The sequence below is a fragment of the Massilia sp. S19_KUP03_FR1 genome (genome assembly GCF_036688685.1).
Taxonomy (GTDB): domain Bacteria; phylum Pseudomonadota; class Gammaproteobacteria; order Burkholderiales; family Burkholderiaceae_D; genus JALYUM01.
Window position 1 is genome coordinate 17441 of sequence record NZ_JAQQPS010000015.1, and the last position, 23644, is coordinate 41084.

At 65.7% G+C, this 23644-nt stretch carries 18 protein-coding genes; 12 read left to right on the forward strand and 6 right to left on the reverse strand.

Translation table 11 applies throughout. The features are described 5' to 3' along the window. Nucleotides 1-27: 27 nt before the first annotated feature. From V6M87_RS17140 to V6M87_RS17155, 4 genes are all read left to right on the forward strand, one after another. Nucleotides 28-1770, forward strand: a complete 1743-nt coding sequence (locus V6M87_RS17140) for an IlvD/Edd family dehydratase (protein ID WP_332877864.1) — start codon at nt 28-30, stop codon at nt 1768-1770. Nucleotides 1771-1901: 131 nt separating this feature from the next. Continuing rightward, a complete protein-coding gene (gene araD1 / locus V6M87_RS17145; RefSeq protein WP_332877865.1) occupies nt 1902-2894 on the forward strand; it encodes an AraD1 family protein in 993 nt (330 codons plus the stop codon). Next, nucleotides 2891-4465, forward strand: a complete 1575-nt coding sequence (locus tag V6M87_RS17150; protein ID WP_332877866.1) for an aldehyde dehydrogenase (NADP(+)) — start codon at nt 2891-2893, stop codon at nt 4463-4465. The genes araD1 and V6M87_RS17150 overlap by 4 nt, the downstream gene beginning before the upstream one ends. A 206-nt stretch (nt 4466-4671) precedes the next feature. Continuing rightward, nucleotides 4672-5436: an SDR family NAD(P)-dependent oxidoreductase gene (locus V6M87_RS17155; protein ID WP_332877867.1), complete on the forward strand. Its 765-nt coding sequence runs from the start codon at nt 4672-4674 to the stop codon at nt 5434-5436. Here V6M87_RS17155 and V6M87_RS17160 read toward each other — a convergent pair. Next, entirely contained in the window at nt 5390-6622 is a 1233-nt protein-coding gene (locus tag V6M87_RS17160; RefSeq protein ID WP_332877868.1) for an MFS transporter, read from the reverse strand. The genes V6M87_RS17155 and V6M87_RS17160 overlap by 47 nt on opposite strands. A gap of 251 nt (nt 6623-6873) precedes the next feature. On the opposite strand from V6M87_RS17160, the gene V6M87_RS17165 reads away from it, so the two are divergent. The 8 genes from V6M87_RS17165 (at nt 6874) to V6M87_RS17200 (ending at nt 16537) form a co-directional block, all read left to right on the forward strand. Continuing rightward, nucleotides 6874-7947, forward strand: a complete 1074-nt coding sequence (locus V6M87_RS17165; protein ID WP_332877869.1) for an FUSC family protein — start codon at nt 6874-6876, stop codon at nt 7945-7947. Nucleotides 7948-8072: 125 nt separating this feature from the next. Next, entirely contained in the window at nt 8073-9035 is a 963-nt protein-coding gene (locus V6M87_RS17170; protein WP_332877870.1) for an ABC transporter substrate-binding protein, read from the forward strand. 9 nt (nt 9036-9044) lie between these two features. Further along, nucleotides 9045-10553: a sugar ABC transporter ATP-binding protein gene (locus tag V6M87_RS17175; protein ID WP_332877871.1), complete on the forward strand. Its 1509-nt coding sequence runs from the start codon at nt 9045-9047 to the stop codon at nt 10551-10553. Nucleotides 10554-10591: 38 nt separating this feature from the next. Continuing rightward, entirely contained in the window at nt 10592-11608 is a 1017-nt protein-coding gene (locus V6M87_RS17180) for an ABC transporter permease (protein ID WP_332877984.1), read from the forward strand. Continuing rightward, on the forward strand, nt 11605-12564 hold the full coding sequence (yjfF, locus tag V6M87_RS17185; protein WP_332877872.1) for a galactofuranose ABC transporter, permease protein YjfF: 960 nt from the start codon (nt 11605-11607) through the stop codon (nt 12562-12564). The genes V6M87_RS17180 and yjfF overlap by 4 nt, the downstream gene beginning before the upstream one ends. 85 nt (nt 12565-12649) lie before the next feature. After that, the gene (locus V6M87_RS17190) at nt 12650-13591 is read left to right on the forward strand and encodes a LysR family transcriptional regulator (RefSeq protein WP_332877873.1); all 942 of its coding nucleotides are present in this window, start codon (nt 12650-12652) and stop codon (nt 13589-13591) included. Nucleotides 13592-13715: 124 nt separating this feature from the next. Then, nucleotides 13716-15287: a methyl-accepting chemotaxis protein gene (locus V6M87_RS17195; protein WP_332877874.1), complete on the forward strand. Its 1572-nt coding sequence runs from the start codon at nt 13716-13718 to the stop codon at nt 15285-15287. 143 nt (nt 15288-15430) lie between these two features. Further along, nucleotides 15431-16537 (forward strand): FAD-dependent oxidoreductase, encoded by a 1107-nt coding sequence (locus tag V6M87_RS17200; RefSeq protein ID WP_332877875.1) that lies wholly within the window; start codon nt 15431-15433, stop codon nt 16535-16537. On the opposite strand, the gene V6M87_RS17205 is transcribed toward V6M87_RS17200, so the two are convergent. From V6M87_RS17205 to V6M87_RS17225, 5 genes are all read right to left on the reverse strand, one after another. Continuing rightward, a complete protein-coding gene (locus V6M87_RS17205) occupies nt 16531-20862 on the reverse strand; it encodes a DEAD/DEAH box helicase (protein ID WP_332877876.1) in 4332 nt (1443 codons plus the stop codon). The genes V6M87_RS17200 and V6M87_RS17205 overlap by 7 nt on opposite strands. A gap of 69 nt (nt 20863-20931) precedes the next feature. Next, nucleotides 20932-21444 carry a hypothetical protein gene (locus V6M87_RS17210; protein WP_332877877.1) on the reverse strand — a complete coding sequence of 171 codons (513 nt, stop codon included), beginning with the start codon at nt 21442-21444 and terminating at the stop codon, nt 20932-20934. Next, nucleotides 21441-22817 (reverse strand): hypothetical protein, encoded by a 1377-nt coding sequence (locus V6M87_RS17215; protein WP_332877878.1) that lies wholly within the window; start codon nt 22815-22817, stop codon nt 21441-21443. Before V6M87_RS17215 ends, V6M87_RS17210 begins: the two co-directional genes overlap by 4 nt. Before the next feature lie 9 nt (nt 22818-22826). Further along, nucleotides 22827-23096 carry a PAAR domain-containing protein gene (locus V6M87_RS17220; protein WP_332877879.1) on the reverse strand — a complete coding sequence of 90 codons (270 nt, stop codon included), beginning with the start codon at nt 23094-23096 and terminating at the stop codon, nt 22827-22829. Between the two features lie 25 nt (nt 23097-23121). Next, complete coding sequence (locus tag V6M87_RS17225; RefSeq protein ID WP_332877880.1) at nt 23122-23643, reverse strand: hypothetical protein; 522 nt, start codon at nt 23641-23643, stop codon at nt 23122-23124. Nucleotide 23644 lies beyond the last annotated feature (1 nt).

Consider the following 23644-nt stretch of genomic DNA (forward strand, 5'->3'; position numbering starts at 1 on the left):
CCGGCACCAGAACAACAGGAGAAATGCATGTCGGAAACAAAGAAAACGACCAAGCTGCGCTCGGCAGAATGGTTTGGTACGCAGGACAAGAATGGCTTCATGTACCGCAGCTGGATGAAGAACCAGGGCATTCCGGACCACGAATTCAATGGCAAGCCGATCATCGGCATCTGCAACACCTGGTCGGAACTGACCCCTTGTAATGCCCACTTCCGCAAGCTGGCCGAGCACGTCAAGCGCGGCATTTACGAGGCTGGCGGCTTCCCGGTCGAGTTTCCCGTGTTCTCGAACGGCGAATCGAACCTGCGCCCGACCGCCATGCTGACCCGCAACCTCGCCAGCATGGACGTCGAAGAATCCATTCGCGGCAATCCGATGGACGCCGTGGTGCTGCTGGTTGGTTGCGACAAGACCACCCCGGCGCTGCTGATGGGTGCGGCCAGTGTCGACATCCCGACCATCGTCGTCACCGGCGGCCCCATGTTGAACGGTAAGCTGAACGGTAAAAACATCGGCTCCGGCACCGCCGTCTGGCAACTGCATGAGCAGATGAAGGGCGGCCAGATTTCGATGCACGATTTCCTGTCGGCCGAAGCCGGCCATTCGCGTTCAGCCGGCACCTGCAACACCATGGGCACGGCATCGACCATGGCCTGCATGGCCGAAGCGCTGGGCACCTCGCTGCCGCACAACGCCGCCATTCCCGCCGTCGACGCGCGCCGCTACGTGCTGGCGCACATGTCCGGCATCCGCATTGTCGAGATGGTGCATGAAGACCTGCGCCTGTCGAAAATCCTCAAGCGCGAGAATTTCGAGAACGCCATCCGGGTCAATGCCGCCATCGGTGGCTCGACCAACGCCGTGATCCATTTGAAGGCGATTGCCGGCCGCATCGGCGTGCCGCTGGAACTGGAAGACTGGACTGCGGTCGGCCGCGGCACCCCGACCATCGTCGACCTGCTGCCGTCCGGACGCTACCTGATGGAAGAGTTCTATTATGCTGGTGGCCTGCCGGGCGCGATTCGCCGCCTGGGTGAGGGCGGCTTGATCCCGCACCCGCAAGCGCTGACCGTGAACGGCAAGACCCTGTGGGAGAACTGCGTCGACGCGCCGATCTACGACGATGAAGTGATCCGCAAACTGGACCAGCCCTTGCTGGCCGATGGCGGCATCTGCATCCTGCGCGGCAATCTGGCCCCACGTGGCGCTGTGCTGAAACCGTCGGCCGCCACCCCGCGCCTGATGCAGCACCGCGGCCGCGCCGTGGTCTTCGAAGATTTTGATCACTACAAGCAGCGCATCGTCGACCCCGATCTCGAGGTCGATGCCGACTCGGTGCTGGTCATGAAAAACTGCGGCCCCAAGGGTTATCCCGGCATGGCGGAAGTGGGCAATATGGGCTTGCCACCGAAGCTGCTGGCTGCGGGCGTGACCGACATGGTGCGTATCTCGGATGCGCGCATGAGCGGCACGGCGTATGGCACCGTGGTGCTGCACGTGGCGCCGGAAGCGATGGCCGGTGGCCCGCTGGGCGTGGTCAAGGATGGCGACTGGATCGAACTCGACTGCGCCGGCGGTCGTTTGAACCTCGATATCTCGGAAGCCGAGATGGCTGAGCGCCTGGCCGCCCGCGCGCAGATTCCCGCGACCGGCATGGCGAGCGGCTACCAGAAGCTGTACATCGACCATGTGCTGCAGGCCGACGAAGGCTGCGATTTCGACTTTTTGGTCGGCAATCGCGGCTCGGCGGTGCCGAAGCACTCGCACTAAGCTTTCATTTTTAGCACCACCACCCCTAAAACCGTCATCCCGGCGCAGGCCGGGACCCATCACCCGTCACAGAATTCACATGGTATGGGTCCCCGCCTGCGCGGGGATGACGGTGGCTAAAGGAGACACCCATGCTACTCATCCAATACATCGACGTGCACCACACCCGCCGCGTCGGCATCCTTGATCAAGACCGCATCACCGCCATCGACGGCTTCGCCACCACGCTCGCCCTGGCCCAACACGCCATCGACAGCGGCAGCGCGCTCGAACAGCTGGCCCGCGACCATGCCGGCAGCGCCACCGAATCCTACGCCGCCGTCCTGGCCGCTGGCCGCCTGCTGGCGCCGATCGACCACCCCGACCCGGCGCACTGCTACGTCACTGGCACCGGCCTCACCCACCTCGGCAGCGCCGACACCCGTGACGCCATGCACAAGAAAATCGGCGGCGCTGTCGAAGCCCTGTCCGACAGCATGAAAATGTTTCGCATGGGCGTGGAAGGCGGCAAGCCGCAGTCCGGCGAAGCTGGCGTCCAGCCCGAATGGTTTTACAAGGGCGACGGCTCGATCGTGCGCACCACCGGCGCCACGATCCCGATGCCAGCCTTTGCGCTCGACGGCGGCGAAGAACCCGAAATCGCCGGCCTGTACCTGGTCGGCCCCGATGGCGCGCCATGCCGGGTCGGCTACGCCATCGGCAACGAGTTCTCCGACCACGTGACCGAGCGCCAGAACTATCTGTACCTGGCCCATTCAAAGCTGCGCAACTGCGCCGTCGGCCCGGCCTTGCTGGTGGGCGAGTTGCCGGCCCACGTGGCCGGCACCTCGCGCATCATCGGCGTGGACGGCGCGGTGCGTTGGGAAAAGCCGTTCCTCAGTGGCGAACAGAATATGTCGCACACCATCGCCAACCTGGAACATCACCATTTCAAATACCCGCTGTTCCAGCGCCCGGGCGACGTCCACATCCATTTCTTTGGCACGGCGACACTCAGCTTTGCCGACAACATCAGCGTCCAGAGCGGCGAGGCGTTCGAGATCGAAGCGCCCGTGTTTGGCCCGCCGCTGCGCAACCAATTGAGCGTCCTTGACGCTGCACCCGTGAAAGTGAAAACCTTATGAGCATCCTTGGCCTATCCCTGATTAACGGCGTCGCTGAACGCGGCAACGGCGCAGCCTTCCAGGCCTGGAATCCAGCGCTGGGCGCGTCTATCGAGGGCGACTTCCACACCGTCGACAACGAGCAGATCGCGCGCGCCTGCAGCCTGGCGCAAACCGCGTTCGACCCGTTCCGCGCCACCAGCAACGAAGAACGCGCTACCTTCCTCGAAACCATCGCCGCCCAGATCGTGGCCATTGGCGACGAACTGATCGAGCGCGCGATGGCAGAATCCGGCCTGCCGCGCGCGCGCCTGGAGGGAGAACGCGGCCGCACCGTAGGCCAACTGAAACTGTTCGCGGATCTGTTGCGCGAAGGTTCCTGGCAGGACGTGCGCATCGACAGCGCGCTGCCGGAGCGCGCGCCCTTGCCGCGTCCCGACATGCGCATGCGTTTGATCGGTGTCGGCCCGGTTGCCGTATTTGGCGCCAGTAATTTCCCGCTGGCGTTCTCGGTGGCTGGTGGCGACACGGCCTCCGCGCTGGCGGCCGGCTGCCCGGTGGTTGTGAAAGCCCACCCAGCGCATCCCGGCACGTCGGAGCTGGTTGGTGGCGCCATCGTGAAAGCGGCGGCACTGTGCGGCCTCCCGGCCGGCGTCTTTGCGCTGCTCACTGGCACCGGCAACGCCCTTGGCCAGGCGCTGGTCGCCCATCCGGCTATCCAGGCGGTGGGTTTTACGGGTTCGCGCGCCGGCGGCCTGGCACTGATGGCGGTGGCGGCAAGCCGCCCGCAGCCGATTCCCGTGTATGCCGAAATGAGCAGCATCAATCCGCTGTTCCTGTTGCCGCACGCGCTGTCGCAGCGCGCCGAGGCGATCGGCGCCGGCTTTGCCGCGTCGCTGGTGATGGGCGTCGGCCAGTTCTGCACCAATCCGGGCCTGGTGCTCGCCATTGAAGGGGAAGGCCTGGAGCGCTTCAGCGAGAGCGCCACTGCCGCCTTGCGCGGCGCTCCGGCCGCCACCATGCTCACAGCCGGCATCGCCGCGAGCTATCGCAGCGGTGTCGACGCACTGGCCGGCCACGAAGCGGTGGCCACGCTGGCACACAACGAACCCGTGGACGGGAAGGGCGCGGCCGCCCTGTTCCGCACCACCGGCGCGGCGTTCCTGCGTGACCATGCCTTGCAAGGCGAAGTGTTCGGGCCAGCGTCGCTGCTGGTGGTATGCCGCGACGCCGACGAACTGCGCGCTGTCACCGATGTGCTGGAAGGGCAGCTGACGGCGACTTTGCAGATCGACGAAGGCGACTACGCCGACGCCGCTGCGCTGCTGCCGGTGCTGGAACGCAAAGTCGGCCGCATCCTGGTCAACGGCTTTCCGACCGGCGTGGAAGTGTCGACCGCAATGGTGCACGGCGGGCCGTTCCCGGCCACCTCGGACGGACGCAGCACCTCGGTCGGAACCGGCGCGATCAGCCGCTTCCTGCGCCCGGTGTGCTACCAGAACATGCCGCAGGCCTTGCTGCCAGGCGTGCTGCGCGACGATAATGCGGCCGGCACGTGGCGGCGCGTGGATGGGGCCCTGGGAAAGGCCTGAACGGCTGCGGCCCACGTTCCCTCGCCAGCGCCAGCACGTCACGCTCGCCATTGGCGAACGTGACTCCCGGCGCAGGCCGGGATCCATGCTGAGGTGAGCGAAGCGCAGCCGTTTGCGCATTCCGCACTTCAGTATAGGTTCCGGCTTGCGCCGGAACGACGGCGCCACGTTCACGAATACAAACAGATCAACACGCAGGAGACCATATGAACCACCCAGCCCGCTACCCCAGCCTTCAGGGCAAGCGTGTTTTCGTCACCGGCGGCGGCACCGGCATCGGTGAAGCCATCGTCACGGCGCTTGCCGAACAGGGCGCCATCGTGGCGTTTGTCGACATCGCCGACGCGCCCAGCGAGGCGCTGTGCGAACGCCTGCGCGCGGCCGGCCACGCGCCGGTCTACCGCCACTGCGACATCACCGACATCCCGGCGCTGCAGCACACCATGGCCGAACTGGCACTCGAACTGGGCGACTTCGACGTCCTGGTCAACAACGCCGCCAACGACCAGCGCCACGACATCGCCAACGTCTCGCTGGACTACTGGAACGAGCGCATCGCCATCAACCAGAGACCGATGTTTTTTACGGCGCAGGCGGTGCTGGCCGGCATGCAGAAGAAGGGCGGCGGCTCGATCATCAACTTCAGCTCGATGTCCTGGCACGCCAAGGGCGCGGGCTATCCGGTCTACGCCACCACCAAGGCAGCCGTGATCGGCCTGACGCGCTCACTCGCGCGCGACCTCGGGCCGCACAATATCCGCGTCAACACCGTCACGCCAGGCTGGGTGATGACCCAGCGCCAGGTCGATCTGTGGGTCGACGACGCCGCCAAAGTGGAGATCGCGAAGGCCCAGTGCCTGCCGGGCGCGCTGATGCCGCAACACGTGGCGGCCATGGTGCTGTTTCTGGCCGCGGACGACAGCGTCATGTGCACCGCCCAGGATTTTGTCGTCGACGCCGGCTGGACCTGAACGCAAACGCATAACCGGCAGCCGTCAGCAGCACGAACAACAGCGTGCTGATGGTAAAACTGGCGCTGGGCATGAACGGCAGGCTGGTGACCAGCACCGTGCCCAGCGCGGCAAAACCGTACTGAATGCAGGTCAGCAGGCCCAGAGCATACGACCCCTGGGCCGCAAAATGGTTCATCACGACCACCTGCACCGGCGGATTGATCAGCGCGGTGGAAAGGCGCAGCAGGCAGGTGCCGAGCGTGACCGCTGCCAGGATCGCAAACGTGTCTGGCGTGAGTAGCGCCACGCACAGCACGCCCGTCCCGGCCAGCGCCACCGCAACGCCGGCGCCGACGATGCGCTGCGGCGCCAGCGCGCGCGCATTCAGGCCGCTCATGATGCGGTTACCCAGCAAATAAAACACGGCAACGCCGATGAACACCAGTGCATAGCGCGCTGGCGCCACCCCGAGCTGGCCAATATACAAGTAGCTGGAAATGCCGATGAAGGCGTAAAACGCCGCAAAGGCGGCGCCGACGATCAGCGCCAGGCCGAGAAAATAGCGGTCGCGCATCACGCTGGCGTAGTGCCGGAAGTGGCCGCGCCAGGTAAACGCCGCTCGCAACCGGGCGCGCTGCTGATTGGTTTCCCGGATAGCGGTCCAGGCCCAGAGGAACAGTGCGGCTTCGACCAGCGCGATGGCCCAGAAGCAGTTGCGCCAGTTTGACGCCTGGATGATTGCCGCGCCGGCCACCGGCGCCAGGATGGGAGACAGGACCAGGCCGATCACGAGCAGGCCGGTGGCGTGGATTTGCGCCTGCTTGTCCAGCGTATCCTTGATCACCAGGCGCAGCACGATGTACACGGCGGCGCTGCCGGCCGCCTGGAGCACGCGCATGGCGATCATCCACGGCAGCGAGCTTGACAGCGCAATCCAGATCGACGCCGCGATGTGCAGCGCCAGGCACACCAGCAGGGTCGCGCGGCGCCCATGCAGATCGCTGACCACACCGATAAACAGCACCACGCAGGCCTGGCTGATGTTGTAGGCCGAGATCAGGTGGTTCGCGACGCCAATCGGAACGCCGAATTCGCGCGCCATGGCCGGCAGCCCGGGCAGGAAAATGTCGGTGCAGGCCTGGGTGGCGAACAGCAGCAAGACCATCAGGGCGATTGAAACCGGTTTGATTTCCGTGCGATGCATAGGCAATCCTCAGGATGGTCGCCGGCTTGGGGGGGGCGCAGCCAAAATGATACCCGAGCAAGGCTGGATGTCCGAGGCGCTTCTGTGGCGAAACGACACCGCGATTGCACAGACTATGCATGCTGGCTCGGTTTGCACATTAAGGGCCGCAATCGCGTTATAGTTTTTATATGGTCACGGCATTCACTGATGTTCTTCGGAGATATTCAGATGCAATTGAGCGAACGACACGAACAGGCCGGAGGCACGCCATGACCAACCCGGTCGCCTTGCGCCGCCATGTTGCACAAGTTCTGCAGTGGTCCGGCGCGGCGCGCGTCGAGCGCAGCCTGATGCTGGTGTCGTTCCTGGCCGTAGCCGTGCCCATCGCCGCCGCCGTCCTCCTGAAACGTCCCGACAGCGGCACCATCGTCGCGCTCGGCGCGGTATTGCTGGCGCCCGAGCCAACGCCAGGCAGTGCCTCTGACGACGGCACGATACTGGGCGCGCTGCTCCCGGCCGGCGCAGCGATGGCCGCGGCCAGCGTCCTGGCGCGCCTGCCGGACGCGGATGTTCTGATGATCGCTCTCATCACGGGCGCCGCGGCACTGGTCAATTACAGCCGTCCGGCGGCGCTCGCGGGCCTGCGTTTCATCGTCGTTCTGGTATTGACCCTGGCGCTGATTGGTCCCCACGCGGTGCACGGCGGCGCAGCGCTGCTGTTCGGCAGCGGCGTGCTGTGGCGCACGGCATTGCAACTGCTGGGCCGATACTGGCAGACTGATCCGGTTCCGGTTCCGGTTCCGGTTCCGGCCACAGCAGCACGGCGCGTGCCAACACCACGCCAGCGGCGCGCGCACCTGCGGCGTCAACTCAAGACCCTGCAGGGCTGGCAATATCCGCTGCGTCTGGCCGCCGGCCTTGCGGCCGCCTGCGCAGTGCGCGCGATCTGGCCACAGCATCACGTTGACTGGCTCGTACTGGTCATCGTGCTGATGACCCCGCGCACCATCGAACATCTTCCGGTTGCCGTCACGCAGCGTGTTCTCGGTACGCTCGTCGGTGTAGGCCTCGCCGGTGCAGTGGTATATGCCGGCTTGCCGTACGCGGCCCTGCTCATGTTGCTATGCCTCTGCGGCACCCTGGCGCCAGTGGCGCGCCGTGGCAACTACGCAGCCTGGTGCGCACTGTCGACGCCATTGATTTTGCTGGCAATGGATGCCCATGGCCCCATCGGCGCTGGCATGCTGGCAGATCGTGTGGCAGCAACGATGCTAGGTGGGTTGCTGATCGCGAGCGCGAACCTGGCGATGGACGGCCTGCTGCGGCTCGCCCCTGCGCGTTGACCTGGGCAGGGCAAGCCGCCTACCAGGAGTCGATATCAAAATTGGTATCTAAAATATTAAATTAGTGATTGGACGGGTATAAGACCTCCTCATAAGATGGTGCCACAACAATATCGGAGACAATCATGACCTTTACCCGCAGAATCCTGCTGTGCGCCCTTGCATCCGCAGCCGCCGCAGTCAGCATCCCGGCGCTCGCCGCCAAGCCCCTCACCATGGGTTTCTCGCAAGTAGGCGCCGAAAGCGAATGGCGCACCGCGAATACGGCATCGATCAAGGACGCCGCCAAAAAGGATGGCGTCAACCTGAAATTCGCCGACGCCCAGCAGAAGCAGGAGAACCAGGTCAAGGCGATCCGCTCGTTCATCGCCCAGAAGGTCGATGTGATCGCGTTTTCGCCAGTGGTCGAGTCGGGCTGGGAAACCGTGCTGCGCGAGGCGAAAGCCGCAAAAATCCCGGTGATCCTCACCGACCGCGCCGTCAACGTCACCGATAAATCGCTGTATGTCACCTTCATCGGTTCGGACTTCGTGCTCGAAGGCCGCCACGCCGGTGAATGGCTGGTCGCGCAAGCGGCGAAAAATCCGGGCAAGAAGTACAACATCGTCGAACTGCAAGGTACGGTCGGCTCCGCGCCGGCGATCGACCGCAAGGCCGGCTTCGCCGACGCCATCAAGGGCAATCCTGCGCTCACCGTCGTGCGTTCCCAGACCGGCGATTTTACCCGCGCCAAGGGCAAGGAAGTGATGGAAGCTTTCCTTAAAGCGCAGGGCAAGAATATCGACGTGCTGTACGCGCACAACGACGACATGGCGATCGGCGCCATCCAGGCGATCGAGGAAGCGGGCCTGAAACCAGGCAAGGATATCCTGATTGTCTCGATCGACGGCGTGAAGGGCGCGTTCGAAGCGATGATGGCCGGTAAGCTCAACGTCACCGTCGAGTGCAACCCGCTGCTCGGGCCGCAGCTGATGCAGGCCGCGCGCGACGTTGTCGCCGGCAAACCGATACCGAAGCGGATCACGACAGTTGAAGGCATCTTCCCTGCCGAGCTGGCCGCGAAGGAATTCCCGAACCGCCGTTACTGACAGGCGGCCATGGAAGTTCGTCCCGTGCTGGCGCTGTCCGGCATCAGCAAGCAATTCCCCGGCGTGAAAGCGCTGTCCGGCGCCGGCATCAACCTGTATGCCGGCGAAATCCACACCCTGATGGGCCAGAACGGCGCCGGCAAATCGACGCTGATCAAGGTCCTCACCGGGGTGTATGCGCCCGACAGCGGCGCCATCGTGTTCGATGGCGCGCCGATTGCGCCGCGCTCGACGCAGGAGGCGCAGACCATCGGCATCAGCACGGTTTACCAGGAAGTGAATCTGTGCCCGAATCTGTCGGTGGCGGAAAACCTGTTCATCGGCCGCTATCCGCGCCGCTTCGGCATGGTGGACTGGCGCGCAATGCGGCGCGATGCGCGCGTCTTGCTGGCCCAGCTGCAGGTCGACATCGACGTCACGCGACCGCTGCACGACTACCCGCTGGCAGTCCAGCAAATGGTGGCGATTGCGCGCGCGCTGCAGATTCATGCGCGCGTGCTGATCCTCGACGAGCCCACCTCCAGCCTGGACGAAGCGGAAGTGCAGCTGCTGTTCGGCGTGCTGCGCCGCCTGCGCGAGCAGGGCATGGCGATTCTGTTCGTCACCCATTTCCTGGAGCAGACCTACGCGATTTCGGACCGCATCACGGTGATGCGCAACGGCGAGCGCGAAGGCGAATATTTGTGCCGCGAGCTGTCGCGGCGCGAGCTGGTGAACAAGATGGTGGGCGCGCTGGCGAGCGAGTCGGTCGACGCCATGGCGCCGCCGCCCGGCGCCGCGCCGGCAGCGCCGGTGCTGCTGCGCGCGCGTGGCCTGGCGAAGAAAGGCGCCTTGCTCCCGCTCGACCTGGAGATCCACCAGGGCGAGATGCTGGGCCTGTGCGGCTTGCTCGGGTCCGGGCGCACCGAGACCGCGCGCCTGCTATTTGGCGCCGACCGGCGCGACGCCGGTTCGCTCGACGTGGCGGGTCGCCCGGTCACCTTGACGGCGCCGCGCGACGCCATCGCGCGCGGCATCGGCTTTTGCTCGGAAGACCGCAAGCATGAAGGCGCGATCCTCGACTTGTCGGTGCGCGAAAACCTGGTGCTGGCGCTGCAGGCAAAACGCGGCATGCTGCGCGCCATTCCGCTCAAGCGCCAGCAGGCCATGGCGCACGATTACGTCGCCTGGCTGGGCATCAAGACGGCCAGCATCGAGACGCCGATCGGCTCACTGTCGGGCGGCAACCAACAAAAGGTGTTATTGGCGCGCTGGCTGGCCACCGAGCCGGCGCTGATGATCCTCGACGAACCCACGCGCGGCATTGACGTGCGCGCCAAACAGGAAATCATGGAATTTGTTTCAACGTTATGCCGCAAGGGCATGGCCGTGTTGTTCATCTCGTCCGAGCTGCCCGAAGTGCTGCGCTGGTCCGACCGCATGCTGGTGCTGCGCGACCGCAAGGGCTGCGGCACCTACCTGCGCGGTGAACTCGACGAGTCCACCGTGCTGCACGCCATTGCCGGAGAGGCGGCGTGAGTGTCGTGTCGCTGAAGGCCGCCGGCCAACCTGTCGCCATGGCTTGGCGAAGCCATCCGGTGGCGCGCCCACTGGTCGCGCTGGCCTTGCTGCTGCTGGTCGACTTTGCGCTGGTGCCCGGCTTTTTTAACCTGACGATACGCGACGGCCACCTGTACGGCAGCCTGGTCGACATCGCCAACCGCGCAGCACCCCTGATGCTGGCCGCAATCGGCATGACGCTGGTGATTGCCACGCGCGGCATCGACATCTCGGTCGGCGCCGTGGTTGCGCTGTCCGGCACGGTCGCGGCCATGCTGGTCGGCGGCACGCTGGTGATCGAGAACGGCGTGCCTTCCTACGTCAGCCGCATCCCGATGGGCTACGCATTGGCCGCCGCGATCGGGGCGGCGCTGCTGTGCGGCGCCTGGAACGGCGTGCTGGTGGCCGGCCTGAAATTGCAGCCGATCGTCGCAACCCTGATCCTGATGGTGGGCGGACGCGGGTTGGCCCAGCTGCTCACCGATGGCCAGATCGTCACGGTTTACTATCAACCGTTTTTCTTCATCGGCAGCGGCTACCTGTTCGGGCTGCCATTTTCTCTGTTCATCGTCGCCGTGGTGTTCGCCGCCACCGCGCTGCTGCTGCATAAAACCGCGCTGGGACTGTTCATCCAGGCCATCGGCGTGAACCCGGTGGCGGCGCGCCTGGCCGGGGTGCGCACGGCCGCGCTGACCTTCTTCGTGTACGTGTTCTGCAGCGCCTGCGCCGGTATCGCCGGCCTGATGGTCTGCTCGAACATCAAGAGCGCCGACGCCAACAACGCCGGCCTGCTGCTGGAACTGGACGCCATCCTGGCCGTCACGCTGGGCGGCACCTTGCTGGCCGGCGGCCGCTTCAGCCTGGCCGGTAGCGTGATCGGCGCGCTGATCATCCAGACCCTGACCTATACGATTTACGCGCTGGGCGTGCCGCCCGAGGTGAACATGGTGGTGAAAGCCGTGGTGGTGTTTTTGGTGTGCCTGTCGCAGTCGCCACAGTTTCGCCAGCTGTTTGTGCGCCGGAGGGCAGTATGAAGGCCTGGGCGGCCTCGCCCTATTTTACGTCGCTGGTGACGGTGGCCCTGCTGGTGCTGATGCTGGGTGCCGGCGGCTTGGCCTACCCCGGCTTCCTGTCCGAGCAGGTGGTGTTCAACCTCCTGATCGACAACGCCTTCCTGCTGGTGCTGGCAGTCGGCATGGGCTTCGTGATCCTGTCCGGCGGCATTGACTTGTCGGTGGGCGCGGTGCTGGCGCTGTCGACCATGCTGTGCGCCTGGCTGCTGCAGGTGGCGCACTGGCCGGCGCCTGCCGTGATCGCGCTGGTGCTGCTGCTCGGTACCGGCTTCGGTGGCGCGATGGGGGCGCTGATCCATTATTTCCGCTTGCAGGCCTTTATTGTCACGCTGGCCGGGATGTTTCTCGCGCGCGGGCTGTGTTACCTGATCAGCGTGGAGTCGATCACCATCGACAACCCGCTCTTCGTGGCCATGTCGCGCACCCAGTTCGCGCTGCCGGGCGGCTTCATTTCGGCCGGCGCGCTGGTGGCGCTGGCGGTGCTGGGCGTGGCCATCTGGGTGGCGCAGTACACCCCGTTCGGACGGGCCGTGTACGCGATTGGCGGCAACGAGCAGTCGGCGCTGATGATGGGACTGCCCGTGGCCCGCACGCGGGTCGGCGTGTACGCGCTGAGCGGCTTCTGCGCGGCGCTGGCGGGGGTGCTGTTCGCGTTCTATATGTTGTCCGGTTACGGTCTTCACGCCCAGGGCACCGAACTCGATGCGATTGCGGCGGTGGTCATCGGCGGCACCTTGCTGGCCGGCGGCTACGGCTACCTTGCCGGCGCCTTGTCCGGCGTGCTGGTGCTGGGCGCGATCCAGACCCTGATTGCCTTCGACGGAACCCTCAGTTCGTGGTGGACCCGTATCGTCATCGGTGCGCTGCTGTTCGTGTTCTGCGTGGTGCAGCGCGTGCTGGCGGTCACAAAGACGTGAAGCGACACGCCGTCAGCGGGTGGGTAGTGATGCATATATGTACTAAAAATCACGATATCAATATCATAAATGATATGATCGAGTGATGGATATGCTCAACCCCAACTGGTTCCTGAAAGCGCGCCTGAAAACGCGCCAGCTGCTGCTATTGATTGCGCTGGACGATTTCCGCAACATCCACCGCGCGGCCGACGAGCTGCACATGACGCAACCGGCGGCGTCGAAACAGCTCAAGGATCTCGAGGAGATGCTCGACGTACGCCTGTTCGAGCGCCTGCCGCGCGGCATGGAGCCGACCATCTATGGCGAGACGATGATCCGCCACGCGCGCATGGCCTTGACCAGCCTGTCGCTGGCGCACGACGACATCGTGGCTTTGAAGGCCGGCATGGCGGGGCAGGTGGAAGTGGGCGTGATCATGGCGCCAGCGATGGCGCTGCTGCCGCGCGCGATTGCCCGCATCAAGGAACAGGCGCCGCTGCTGCGTATTGGCGTGCAGCTCGAGCAAAGCAACGTCCTGATGGGCAAACTGCAGCACGGTACGCTCGACTTCATGATCGGGCGCATCCTCGAAAAGCAGGACAGCACCGGCCTGATTTACGAAGAACTTACCGAGGAGCCAGCCTGCGCCGTGGTGCGGCCGGGCCATCCGCTGCTCGAGCGCACCGACCTGGCCCTGGCCGATATCTGCAGCCTGCCGTGGATTTTGCCGCCACCGGGCAGCGTGCTGCGGCACCGCTTCGACATGATGTTCCGCAGGGAGGGCCTGGCGCCGCCGGTGAACGTGGTCGACAGCACGGCGCTGCTGTTCGTCACCGCCTTGCTGCAGCAGACCGACGCCCTGCACGTGCTGCCGCGCGACGTGGCCGAGTATTACGCCTCGCTGAATGTGTTAAAACTGCTGCCGATCGATTTGCCGTGCAAGATGGATGCGTTCGGGATTATCCGCCAGCAGGATCGCATCCTCTCGCCCGGGGCGGACATGCTGCTCAATGCAGTGCGGGCCGCGGCCAGTGAACTGTACTGAGCGCCGCCGCCACAGTTGGTAATATTTGATTCACAGTTCTACCACATGCCGGTTGATAAAATTGCTCTAAGGTATTTTTGGGCAGTATAATTGTTTCTCTTATGCATTATCTGGGAAGCCCCGCATGCGCACCAATTTACCTGTCACCGGCATCGAGCGGCCCATTCGCGACGACGAATCGATCGTCTCGAAGACCGACCTGCAAGGCAATATCACCTACGCCAATCCGTGCTTCATGGACGTCAGCGGTTATTCGGAAGAAGAACTGATCGGCGCGCCGCAAAACATCCTGCGCCACCCCGACATGCCGGCCGCCGCCTTCGCCGACATGTGGGCCACCTTGAAGGAGGGCTTGCCCTGGACAGGCGTGGTGAAGAACCGCTGCAAGAATGGCAATTTCTACTGGATTCGTGCGAACGTGACGCCGGTGCGCGAGCAGGGGCGCATCGTCGGCTACATGTCGGTGCGCACGCGCGCCGCGCCGGAAGCGATCAAGGCGGCCGATCAGGTCTACCGGCTGATCCGCGAGGGCAAGGCGCGCGGTATCCGCCTGTACCACGGCGAGGTGGTGAAAACCGGCGCGGCCGGCTGGTTCACGCGCCTGTCGTCGCTCAGCCTGGGCCAGAAGATTGGCGTTGCAATGACCACCCTGATGGCCGTATCGATCGCTCTGGCCGCGAGCGCCATCCACGCCGGGGCGGGCAGTGCGCTGTCGGTCGGCGCAGGCGTGTTCGCCGTGGTGGTGGCCGGCACGCTCTGGGCCAGCCTGCATCACGGCGTGGTGCTGCCGCTGGCCGGCGCGATTGCAGCGGCGCGGGCGATTGCCGCCGGCGATCTGTCGACCACCTTCACGTCCACCAGCCATGACGATGTCGGCCAGTTGCTGCGCGCGCTGCAGCAGATGAACGTCAACCTGCTCGCGGCGATCGGCGACGTGCACGCCAACGTTGGGGCAATCCAGGCTGGCACGCGCGAAATCGCGACCGGCAATATGGACCTGTCGGCCCGTACCGAAACTCAGGCCAGCAGCCTGGAACAGACCGCGTCGAGCATGGAGCAGTTTGCCGCAACAGTAAAACAGAATGCGGCTTCGGCCGAGGAAGCCAACCAGCTGGCCAGCCAGGCGTCGATGATTGCGCGCGAAGGCAGTGGTGCGGTGCGCCAGATGGTCGGCACGATGGATCAGATCAATGCCTCGTCGCAGAAGATCGTCGACATCGTCTCGCTGATCGACGGCATCGCGTTTCAGACCAATATTCTGGCGCTGAACGCCGCCGTGGAAGCGGCGCGCGCCGGTGAACAGGGCCGCGGCTTTGCCGTGGTGGCGGGCGAAGTGCGCCACCTGGCGCAGCGTTCGGCCGCAGCGGCGCGCGAAGTCAAGACGCTGATTGAAGCGTCGGCGACCAGCATCCGCGAGGGCACTGCGTTCGCGAGCCGCGCCGGCACCACGATGGGCAATGTGGTCGATGCGGTGGAAGACGTAACGACCATCATGGCCAAGATTTCCGCGGCGTCGCGCGAGCAGAGCATCGGCATCGACCAGGTCAACCAGGCGGTGGCGCACATGGACCAGGTGACGCAGCAGAATGCGGCGCTGGTCGAAGAATCGGCCGCCGCGGCCGGCGCGCTCGATGCGCAGGCCTTGCAGCTGTCACGGGCGGTCAGTGTGTTCCAGGTGCGGATGAAACGCGGCTAAGGTATCATTGCAGCGCCGCGAAAAACGACAGCCCGACGATTGATCGGCTGTCGCGTACACGTCGATCATGCCGCGCGCACGATCGGCCAGCGTCTCCACCATCAGCCGGCATGTGGCCGGCTGAGGTACACCAGGAGCGTTGAATGAAGTACGACATTGCGATTATTGGCGCAGGATTGGGCGGCCTCGTGCTGGCCCGGGTATTACACCTTAACGGCATCGGTGCCACCATTTACGAAGCCGAGGCGAGCGCCAGCGCCAGGACCCAGGGCGGCCTGCTCGACATGCACCCGCACAGCGGCCAGCGCGCGCTGCGCGACGCAGGCCTGAGCGATGCATTCAGCTCGCTCACGCTGGCCGGAGAGGACGCCAAACGCGTCGTCGACCAGCACGGGACGATCTTGTTCGACCAGCCCGGCGACGCCGCGTGCGCGCGGCCGGAGGTTGACCGCGGCGCGCTGCGCGCCATGCTGATCGACGCGCTGCCGGCCGCTACCATCCGATGGAATTCCAAGGTCACGAATGTTTCCCTCATGGATCGTCACACCGTCTGCTTCGCCGACGGGCGGTCGATCATGGCGGATATGGTCGTGGGTGCGGACGGGGCCTGGTCGCGCATCCGGCCGCTGCTCACCGACCTCGCACCTGCCTATGCCGGCACCTGCTTCATCGAGATCGGCTTGACCGGCGAACCACGCCACCGCGCCGCCATCGACGCGATCGGCAGCGGAACGCTGATCGCGGCTGCGCCAGGCAAGGGCATCATGGTGCATCGCGCTTCCGATGGCAGCGCACGCGGCTATGCGGCGCTCAAGCAGCCGCTCGGTTCGGACGGGGCCATCGATTTTACGGACCTGCAGCTTGCGCCGGCCTTCGCAGGCTGGGCGCCGTCGCTGACCGTGTTCGTGCGCGAGAGCCAGATTGCGCCGGTGCTCCGCCCGATCTACGCGCTACCAGTGGGAATGCGCTGGGAGCGCGTGCCGGGCGTGACGCTGGTCGGCGACGCCGCGCATTTGATGTCGCCCTTTGCGGGTGAGGGCGCCAACCTGGCCATGCTCGACGGCGCTGAACTGGCCAGGGCGATACTGTGCCATCCGGGCGATATCGAGGCGGCGCTGGGCGCGTACGAATCGGCGCTGTTCCCGCGCAGCGCCGAGGTGGCGGCCGTCTCGGCGCGCAACCTCGAATTGTTCTTTGGCGCCACCGCGCCATCGAGCGTGGTCAGCTTGTTCGGCGGCGTGCCTCAATAAACCCGTCCCACCAGTGCCGCGTGCATCGCCTCGCGCGCTGTCCCTGGATCTTCCAGGTAATCGATCTTGCCCGCGATGACGGTCGCCACCGGCGCCCCGTCGCGAAACAGGATACGGTTGCCGGCCAGCGCCGGCACCTTGGGGCCGGGCAGCAAGGTGCCGCACAGGTTCAGCGGATCGATGCCGGAAATGCAGACGAGGCTGGCATCGTGCTCGCGCCGGCGCATGGCGCGCAGCAGGGGAATGGCTTCCGGCAGCGCGAACTGCTCGCCCGAAAAACCGGCGATGAAGCGCCCGCCGCGAATCTCGCCACGCGCTTCCAGTCGGTGAAATGCGGGCAGCAGCTCGCGCCAGTTGGGTAGCCAGGACGCCTCGCGTTCGAGCAGGCGCCAGAACATGACGCCGTAGCGACGCAACAGGGTCAACGCGATGTATTCAAGCGTCGCGGCATCGATGCGCGGTTTTCTGCCAGGCCGGGCCGCATCGACTGCTGGTTCGCCGGACGCTTCACCCACCCTGCGCACCAGCGCCCAGCGGCCGGCTTCTTCCATCGTCGGACCGGCGCCGCGGCGGCGCTTGCGGTCATTGCTGGCGCGCTTGGTGGCTGGTAGCAGCATGGCGCGCATGCCGGCAAAGCTGTCGGCGTTGATCAGGCCGGCCGACACCAGTTCGCCCAGTGCCGTTTCCAGCTCCACTGGCAGCAGGCGGGCATCCTGTTGCAGCTCGTCGAAGAACATCGCGCCGTGGCGCTGCAAGGCGTCGAACACGGCGCCGGCCCGTGACGACAGCGCCGGTGCTGCTGCATCAGGCGACAAGCCATGCCACAGCGCCACCTGGCGGCGCGGCAGCAGCACGATGGGCGTGGCGCGCACCGGGCCGCCGGCGCCGCCGCGCCCACCAATCCGCGTCCACACCAGTTTGCCGGCGCGGCACAGTTCATCGAGCCACAGGATGGAATAGTCGCGCAGGCGCACGGCCAGCAACTCGCTTTCCCATGCGCCGGCGGCGGCTTCAAAACCTTCCAGCTGGGCCAGGATGGCAGGCAGCGCCTCTTGCCCCTGCATTTGCATGCCTAGCGCCAGGTGCTGCCAGTCGAACAGGAAGCGCATGAAGTCCTGGCGCTCGACCGGTTCGATTTCGCGCCGCAGGCGCTTGATGGTGTAGCGGTGAATGCGCGCCAGCAGGTGGCGTTCGCACCATTCTTCGTCGCGTGCGCCGGGTGTGAAGTGGCCGCGCATGACATAGCCCTCGGTTTCCAGGTGCGTGAGCGCGATGGCGGCGCTGCCGGGACCAAGGTGCAGGCTGGCCGCGATGACAGCGAGTGGCTGCGGCCCGAAGCCGGACAGGCGCGCGCGCAGCAGTTCGACCAGGGCGGTGTCTTGCGTCCACGGCTCGGCGCTGCGGTGGCTGTCCGGCACTGTCAATGGCGGCGTGGCCAACGCCTGGGGATACGCTGCCTGCAACAGGTCGAGGCGCTCCAGCGCCACCCAGAAATCGACTGCGCCATCGCGCAGGCGCGTCACGCGGCCGGCTTCGGCCAGGTCTTCCAGCCATTCTGGCCAGCCGTCCTGGTGCATCGCCTCGGCGCGCGTGATAAACCCCAGCGCCACCAGCGCTTCCTGGACTTCGTCGCTGTTTCTGGCCTGCGGCCAGGCCTCGTCGGCCACGCTGGCAATGGCGCCGACGTCGAGCGCGCCGAGGTCGTCGGTCGAGGCCGGGTCGGCCCAGCGGCGGCTTTGCACGGCCTGGGTGCGGCGCTCTTCCAGCGGCGCGTCGTCGAGGAAGGCGTAGGGACGGGCGTTCAGGATTTCCATCGCCAGCATCGACGGCGCCGGCAAGTCGCGCGCAATCAGGCGCACGTCGCCCGCTTCCATGCGCCGCAGCAGGGCCAGCCAGCCTTCGCTGTCCATCGCTTCGTGCAGGCAGTCGTCAAGCGTCTGGTCGACCAGCGGGTGACTGGGCAGCTCGCGCTCACCGACGATGTTTTCCAGGCAGGCCGCCTGGTCGGGGAACACGGCGGCCAGCAAATCGTCGCTTTTCATGCGCTGCAATTGCGGCGCGACGCGGCGCCCGCCGCTGAAACGGGGCAGGGCCAGCGCGGTGGTGGCGTTCCAGCGCCAACGCACATTGAACAGGGGCGCGTCGAGCAACGCCTGCACCAGTATGCCTTCGGCGGTCGTCGATTTCAGGTAGCGCCAGACTTCTTCCAGCGGAAAACTGTGCGCTTCGGACAGCGACAGGATGATCGCGTCCTCGGTCGCCGCGGCCTGCAGTTCGAAGTTGAAACTGCGGCAGAAGCGCTTGCGCAGGGCCAGCCCCCAGGCGCGATTGATGCGGCTGCCGTAAGGCGTATGGATTACCAGTTGCATGCCGCCGGTTTCGTCGAAGAAGCGCTCCATGATCAGCGTGTCCTGGGTCGGCAGGGCGCCCAGCGCATTGCGCGCGCGTGCGAGGTACTCGGCGATCTGGCGCGCGGCGTCTTCCTGCAGGCCGAGGTGCTCCAGCAGCCAGTCGACGCCGCGTTCCAGCGCGGGCGCGCCATCGTGCTCGCCCATGGCGCGTTCGACGTCGGCGCGCAGGCGCGCCACGCCGCTGGACAATTCATCGCTGCGGCCCGGCGCTTCGCCCAGCCAGAACGGGATATTCGGCGCCGCGCCGTGGCCGTCTTCGACGCGCACCTTGCCCGCTTCGATGCGCAGGATGCGATAGGACGTGTTCCCGAGTTGAAAAACGTCACCGGCCAGGCTTTCGACGGCGAAGTCCTCGTGGACGGTGCCGATCGACAGGCCGGCCGGCTCCAGCAGCACGGTGAAATCGGCATTGTCGGGGATGGTGCCGCCCGAGGTGACGGCGGCCAGTTTGCCGCCGCGCCGGCCGCGTACGGTCTGGGTCGCGGCATCGCGGTGGATATAGCTGCCGCGCACGCCCATGCGGGTGGTGTAGCCGTCGGCCAGCATGCGCAGCACGGCATCAAAACGCTCGCGTGCCAAATGTGCGAACGGGGTGGCGCGGCGCACCAGGGCGAATAAATCGTCTTCGCGCCATTCGGTGGACGCCACTTCGGCCACGATCTGCTGGGCCAGCACATCGAGCGGCGCGAGCGGGATGCGCAGCGCATCGAGTTCGCCGCGGCGCACGCAGTCGAGCAGGGCGGCGCATTCGACCAGGTCGTCGCGCGAGGTCGGGAACAGGCGTCCCTTGGGCGTGCCGCCCACCTGGTGGCCGGAGCGGCCGACCCGTTGCAGGAAGGCCGCGATATTGCGGGGCGAACCGATCTGGCAGACCAGGTCGACGTCGCCGATGTCGATACCCAGTTCGAGCGAGGCGGTGGCGATCAGCACCTGCAGATCGCCAGCCTTTAAACGCTGTTCGGCGGCGAGGCGGTATTCCTTGGCCAGGCTGCCGTGGTGCGCGGCCACGTGCTCCGGCCCGAGCCGTTCGCCGAGGTGGCGCGCGACGCGTTCGGCCATGCGCCGGGTATTGACGAAAATGAGCGTGGTGCGGTGCAGGACCACCAGTTCGGCCATGCGGTCGTAGACGCGCTCCCACACTTCGTTGGGCATCACCGCATCGAGCGGCACCGGCGGCAGTTCGAGGCCGAGGTCGCGCGCGCGCACGTGGCCGACGTCGACCACGGCGCAGTCGCCCTGCGCGCCGACCAGAAATTGCGCCACGCTCGATAGCGGCTTCTGGGTGGCGGACAGGCCGATGCGCACGGGCGCGCGGCCGCACAGGGCGTCGAGGCGTTCGAGGCTGAGTGCCAGATGGCTGCCGCGCTTGCTGCCAGCCACCGCGTGGATTTCATCGACAATCACGGTGCGCACGGTCGCCAGCATGGCGCGCCCGGAATCCGAACCGAGCAGCACATACAAGGATTCGGGCGTGGTGACCAGGATGTGCGGCGCGCGCTTGCGCATGGCGCTGCGTTCGGCGGTGGTGGTATCGCCGGTGCGCACCGCGCTGCGGATGCCGTGCGGGGCCAGTCCCATGGCTTTGAGTTCGCGGTCGATGCCTGCCAGCGGAGCGTCCAGGTTCAGGCGAATGTCGTTCGACAGCGCCTTTAAGGGCGAGATGTACAGCACTTGCGTGGCATCGGGCAGGGCTTGCTCGATGCTGTCGCAGACCAGTGCATCGATGGCGGCGAGGAAGGCGGTGAGTGTTTTGCCGGACCCGGTGGGCGCGGCGACCAGGGTCGCGCGGCGCGCCTGAATCAGCGGCCAGGCGCGCAGCTGGGCAACGGTGGCAGAGGGGAAGGCGGCGTCAAACCAGCGCGCGACGGCCGGGTGGAAGTCGTGGGTAGCGGTAGCGGGATGGCTGTCATTCATTGGTGACAAGTGGGGGCAGCCGGCCTGTTGGCAAGTGCCGATTGTACTGCTTGTGACCCGCTTGCCACATCAGGATGGCGAATTGTCGGCGATCGTCAGGTAGACCAGGATTTTGCCAGCGGCGTGACAGGTCAAGCCCCGTACTGGCCGCCCTGAGCGGGTGAGCGTCGTCTGTACTGCGCGGCATTGAGGGAGCGTCGATAAATCGACGGTCGTGTTCTTCCTCTTCTCGAGCAGGTCCCGAAATGGCGCGGCCAGCCATGGCCTTGCCGATTCCGGCGCGATCCATACCGCTGCTGCGCTGGCCGGCTTGACGAACGCTTGCTGATCGACCGGTGTCAACTGCGCAACAAGGGTGACATAGTCGGTCGGCCCGGGGACCCAGCCGGTGAATTCTGGCGTGCCGAAGATTTCCCACTGCGCAGAAGCCGGGCGAGCCTCGAGACGGACGATTGTTTGCAGCGCGGCGACATCGGTCGACACCATCGCTGCATCATTCTGGAAGCGGCATCCGGACAGCCATGCCGCAGCCAGAACGCATGCCGCGCCGGCACACCACCGGCTGAAGCGGGGCGTTTTCATGCCTGCGCCATGGCCGGTCGCAGAACGGCGGCAACCCGCTGGAATGCATCGTCATTGGATAACCAGAGCACCGGTTCGCTGCGTTCGCATGCGTAGTGACTTGCCAGTGCCAGTGCGGACAGGGCCGGTACCGCACCGCAGGCCCCGCTGGCGTGGCCGAAGGTGACGATGTCCTGCTGGTCGTCGAGCTGCGGCGCTGCGCTGCCGGCAAAGCCCATCAGTTCGAGCATACGGCTGGGACGCAGGCTGGTGTCGGCGACGATCATCGCCAGCGCGGCGGGATCGCCGGCGGCATGCGCCAGGTTGGTCAGCAGCGGCGGGATGGGTGCGCGGGCGGCGTCGGCCGAGGTGTCGCGGCGGCCAACGTGGAGTGGCGCCAGCAGGGCGCTGCCGCTGGACTGGGCGGCATTGGTCAGCAGCAGGCCGATCGCCCCTTCGCCCGGGGTGCGGCCCTGTGGCTGGGTGGCGGTGAACAGGGTGCCGCTGGCCGACCACGCCGCGACGGTGTCGTCGCCCAGGTGGGACGCGCAGGCGATCAGGAGACAGGTCACCGGCCCGGTTGCGGCGCGCACGGCCAGCTGGTCCAGCAGTGCGGCAGGGACGGGATCGAGCAGGTCGGTGCCATCGGGCGCGCCGAGGTCGATGCGTTCCAGTGGCCATCCGGCTTGGGCGACGGTGTGCTGCAGCCACATGCCGGCCGCGTGGCGCTGGCTGGCGCCCCAGTCGGACGGCAGGATGGCTACCAGTTGCAGCGCTGGTGTGGCTTTGGCGTCCTCCTGCAGTGCGAGGACGGCGTGGCCGGCCAGTTCGCGCGCGACCTGGGTGCCGAGTATCAGCGCGCGCCAGTCTTCGTCGCGCAACGGCGCCGTGATGTCCGTGGTGGACAGCCAGGCGGTGATCTCGTCCTGCAATGCCGGTTCATCGGCACCGCTGCAGCGCGCAGTGAGCAAGGGTAACCCGTCCGGATCGGTCAGCGTTGCGTCGAGTGCCGGGCGCGCCGACTTGTCTGTCAGCTTGCTGGCCACTTCTGCCACCGAGGCGCCATGGGGCGAACGCAGCGCCGTCGCCCGGATTGCGAGTGACTGGGCGCTTGAGTTTTGCACCGGTATGGCTGCGACGTCGTGCACGGGAGCGGGCGCTGGGGCCCTGGCCGGCTCGGCCAGGCGCTTGCGGGTGACCAGCGCGGCGCCCAGCAGGGCGCCCGGCAACAGAAACAGGTAAAACAGCAGTTCGCCGGTGCCGGGATCGCCGTCCCGCGCGCGCCAATAGGCAACCGCGCCGATCCAGCAGGCGCCGAACGCGAGGAGGGCGAGCAGGCAGCCGGTAAGCCAACTGCGCAGCGGGGAGGGGGGCACGGCAGTCGTCGTCATCATGGTTGCACCTCAAATATTGTCGATGGTGGTTTGCTGCCCGGCGATCAGCGTCGCGCCGCAGGCGGTCTTGTCGCCCGCGCGCGCGGCCGGCTTGCCGTCGACGATCAAGGTGCTGTCGCCGCTGATGATGGGCGTGCTGCCGTGGCCTTTGATCGGGCAGACGGTCTTGTCGCCCATGCGGGCGATGCCGATGCCGCCAATGTCCGAATGGGGCGAGGCTTCGATGACGACACCGCCGTGGGAGGTTTTGTCGCCGAGGCGGATCAAGGGGCCGGACATGAGGATTCCCTTCGAACGTTTTCAGTTAATGAGATCGGTGACACAATGCATGCGCATCGTTACTGCCGCGGTAGTTATTAGGGATGATTACTATCTCGATCTTTCCGGGCTTTATCGGTTTCATACAAAAATTTGCGCGGTAGGCGATCATGTTGGAGTTTTCATGCCTTGCTACTACACTGACGCTGTAAACATGAAACATTGCTAATTGCTTGTGCACTCGTTCGGTAGCGTCTCCTGGAACCACGCCGTAACGGACGCACTCCGAGGGAAGAATGAGATTTTTCGGTGCCGGATCGTCAGCCACAAAGCGCCAAAATTCTTCAGGATATCTCCCAGCAACGCTGGAAATGTTTTCGGAGACTGCGATTCCGTGAAGCGGAAGGCCGTTCTTGGTTTCATTGTCTGATTGAATAGAAAAGCATGGGCGTCCGTCCGACTCTGTCACGATTGCCGTGCCCATTCGCGATGTGGCCGTCGCTAACGTATGTAGCGAGCATATTGATGCGAGGGCAATATAAGACACACATTTTTTCACGCGATCCATT